4 protein-coding genes and 1 tRNA gene are annotated in these 2,717 nt (G+C 45.7%); 1 reads left to right on the top strand and 4 read right to left on the bottom strand.

Annotated features, from left to right (window positions below; translation table 11 throughout):
- On the top strand, nt 1-347 hold a 347-nt coding region (locus ENN47_08155), incomplete at its 5' end, for a GNAT family N-acetyltransferase (GenBank protein ID HDP78140.1).
- Nucleotides 348-379: 32 nt separating this feature from the next.
- Here ENN47_08155 and ENN47_08150 read toward each other — a convergent pair.
- From ENN47_08150 to ENN47_08135, 4 genes are all read right to left on the bottom strand, one after another.
- Nucleotides 380-455: transfer RNA gene (locus ENN47_08150), tRNA-Trp, on the bottom strand.
- A gap of 34 nt (nt 456-489) precedes the next feature.
- Nucleotides 490-1,932: an NADH-ubiquinone oxidoreductase gene (locus tag ENN47_08145; GenBank protein ID HDP78139.1), complete on the bottom strand. Its 1,443-nt coding sequence runs from the start codon at nt 1,930-1,932 to the stop codon at nt 490-492.
- Complete coding sequence (locus ENN47_08140; GenBank protein ID HDP78138.1) at nt 1,929-2,288, bottom strand: Na+/H+ antiporter subunit C; 360 nt, start codon at nt 2,286-2,288, stop codon at nt 1,929-1,931. The genes ENN47_08145 and ENN47_08140 overlap by 4 nt, the downstream gene beginning before the upstream one ends.
- Nucleotides 2,285-2,717: sodium:proton antiporter (locus tag ENN47_08135; GenBank protein ID HDP78137.1), on the bottom strand; the 433-nt coding region annotated here is incomplete at its 5' end. The genes ENN47_08140 and ENN47_08135, both read right to left, overlap by 4 nt.

Genomic DNA, 2,717 nt, shown 5'->3' with positions numbered 1-2,717 from the left:
GAGAAATCGATTCATTGCTTACCGACGGGCTTAACACAGAGAATCATGAACTGCTGAGCCTTATAGATAGAGAGACAGGCAAGAAGATAGGTTATCTCTGGCTACATGTTTTCTCCGCTACGGAAAATAAGGGATTCATCTATGATTTCGTGATCGACAAAGAATTCAGAGGAAAGGGTTACGGAAAGCTGAGCCTCGAAGCGCTTGAAGAATATGCCAGGGGGCTTGGAGTAGAACAGCTTTCGCTGCATGTCTTTGCTCATAACACCGCGGCAGTATCGCTGTACAAGAAGATGGGATATGAAGTAACAAGTATGAACATGGCCAAGGCGATCGGTAATAACTAAAAAGAAAAAGAGAGGATGATTCCTCTCTTTTCTGGCAGGCGAGGAGGGCCTCGAACCCCCGACCTACGATTTTGGAGACCGTCGCTCTGCCAATTGAGCTACTCGCCTACAAAGACGATTATAGCGGAATCGATACTCCTTTTCAAGAGGAGAGGATTATTGCCAGCACGATCGAAATAAGAAAGAGTATGAGATATGAAGAGAGTGCCGAATCGATTCTCTCGAAGTAAACCGGCAGAGGTCTAAGGAACTTGCGAAGCAGAAGATATGTGGCTACTCCCGCGATAACGGCAAGTAATGATTCGAACATGTATATTTCGAAACCGATAATCCCGTGTAAGATTATGACTCCGGACAAGATGGAGTAAGCAGCAACGGTATTCGCGGCCGGCCAGGAGGAAGATTTACCGGGTTTGAGAAAGATGAACTTCGAGAAGCTCATTGCCGTTCCAGCGGAAGCAATAAGAAGCAGGATCTTCAACGAAGGACAACAAGCGCCGTGTATGATGATCTCTTTAGTTACACACCCGGATGTCATAGGAAATCCCGCAATAGCAAGCGAACCGATCAAGAGAAAGGCATACTCGACTTTTGTGATCTTCCCCGACCACTTTGAATACTCCTTTGTACCAAGTCTTGCCGAAATATTCCCGACCACCAGAAAGAGGAGAGTTTTGAATACTGCATGGCTAAAGCCGTGCCAGGCAGAGGATTTGTCACAATTTACGAGCATGAAGCCAACTTGAGAGATAGTATGGTATGCGAGGACCCTCTTGGCGTTCTTTGAATTGACGGCGAAGACGACGCCGACAATTGCGCTGACGATGCCGATTATCATATAGGTATCTCTCATCCACCCGAAAGAGGAATAAGTTATGAATCTTATCGACAAATAGACATCGAGCTTGACAATAAGGCCGGATAGTATTGGAGACACTTCTATGGGCGCATTGGAATGAGCGTCTGGAAGCCACATGGAGAAAAAGAAAAGGCCGGACTTCACTGCCAGTCCCCCGAAGATCAGAACAGTTGCGATAGTTGAAACATGTTCGAGACTATCCATCGCAAATGAACCCGTCTCCATATATACAATCCCGATTCCCAGCAGATAGAAGTTCAAACCCAGGGAAGAGAGGAGCAGATACTTAAGGCTGGCCCAGGCCTGACGGGGCTTTTTCTCGTAGGAAATCAGAATGAAGGAAATAATCGATGCGAGTTCTATGGTTACGAAGATGCTGAAAAGATCCCTCGAAAGGAATATCGAATTCAGAGTTCCATAGAGTATGAGGATCAAGGCGTAGAAGAAGCCGTCATAGCCTCTTTTGATAGAATTCAGGATCACCGCAAGCATCACGATGAAAGTCGACAAAAGAAAGGGAATTGCGAATTCATCGACAGCCATACCGATTCCAAGCGAACCCCACTTTCCCAGAATAATCGAAGCATCTTCAAAGATAACGAAGGGAAGAACGCTTCCACTTGCAAAAACAGTTATGATCGCCACATTTGAACTGACTGACTTTTTGTCTTTCAGAACCAGACAGATGATTCCTCCCAGGACGGGCAGAAAGACGAGCGCGATCACTGTGTCTCCCTCTCGAAGATCATTTCGATCGTCTCAACGTTCATTGTGTGGTATCTGTTGTATATTATGATCGCGAATACGAGTGAAAGACAAAGCAGGGCAAATGATATCACAATCCCTGTGATTATGACTGCTTGAGGTATGGGGTCGGCGTAGAAAGCACTCGAAAAATCACCACTGACTATGGGAGGTATTATCCCACTTCTTGCTGAGATTCCTGTGTACATGAGGTTTATCGAAGTCTCCACAATACCGAAAGAGAGAATCTTCTTTATGAGGTCCTTCGAGAGAATCATTCCAATCGTCCCCACGAGCATTCCCGAAATTGAGAAATAGATTACGATAGTTCCTGTCATAATGTCCCCCGCCTATTTATGAACTCACTGGACATCTTCCATGCGCCGGCGTACACTTTGATTCCGATAAGAATGTTCAGGATCGGGATTAACCCACCGCTGAAAGTAGAACCAAAGCCAGCCGCAGAAAGTAATTGTGAGTGGGTTTCTGGGAAAAGGATAATCAAAGTTGAGAATGCAAAAATTATCATGAGACTTATGTTCTCAAGTATTCCAATCTTCAACTTATCATAATGAACACTTGCCTTCTTGAAACTGGAAGTTAGGCCATAAGTGATTACGCCGGTTGCAAGGACAACTCCGCCAACAAAGCCTCCACCCGGGGTTATGTGACCGTTTATTACGACATATAGGAAAAGGGTTATCGACAAGGCGGCAAGGCCGCCGCTATAGACTGTAACGGTCCCGAAGACGTGCTGATCTTCGTCG

Origin of the sequence: Mesotoga infera (assembly GCA_011045915.1) — a bacterium.
Lineage (GTDB): Bacteria > Thermotogota > Thermotogae > Petrotogales > Kosmotogaceae > Mesotoga > Mesotoga infera_D.
The sequence above is the reverse complement of the archived record's forward strand: the minus strand, read 5'-3'. Positions and strand labels throughout refer to the sequence as shown.